This window comes from Stenotrophomonas sp. GbtcB23, assembly GCF_019091045.1.
Lineage (GTDB): Bacteria > Pseudomonadota > Gammaproteobacteria > Xanthomonadales > Xanthomonadaceae > Stenotrophomonas > Stenotrophomonas rhizophila_A.
The window spans coordinates 1-290 of sequence record NZ_JAGXKC010000334.1 but is presented as its reverse complement, the minus strand read 5'-3'; the positions used below and the strand labels follow the sequence as shown (position 1 = coordinate 290).

Annotated in this window: 1 protein-coding gene; it reads left to right on the top strand. The window is 61.4% G+C overall.

The window, feature by feature from the left end:
• Window positions 1-290, top strand: a 290-nt coding sequence (locus KVS69_RS19325; protein WP_254622301.1) for a GTP-binding protein, incomplete at both ends; no start/stop codon positions are given.

Genomic DNA, 290 nt, shown 5'->3' with positions numbered 1-290 from the left:
GGTAAGTTCGAGCGCACCAAGCCGCACGTCAACGTCGGCACCATCGGTCACGTCGACCACGGCAAGACCACGCTGACCGCCGCACTGACCAAGATCGGTGCCGAGCGCTTCGGTGGCGAATTCAAGGATTATTCCTCGATCGACGCCGCGCCGGAAGAAAAGGCCCGTGGCATCACGATCTCGACCGCACACGTCGAATACGAATCCCCGACCCGTCACTACGCCCACGTCGATTGCCCGGGCCATGCTGACTACGTCAAGAACATGATCACCGGTGCTGCCCAGATGGA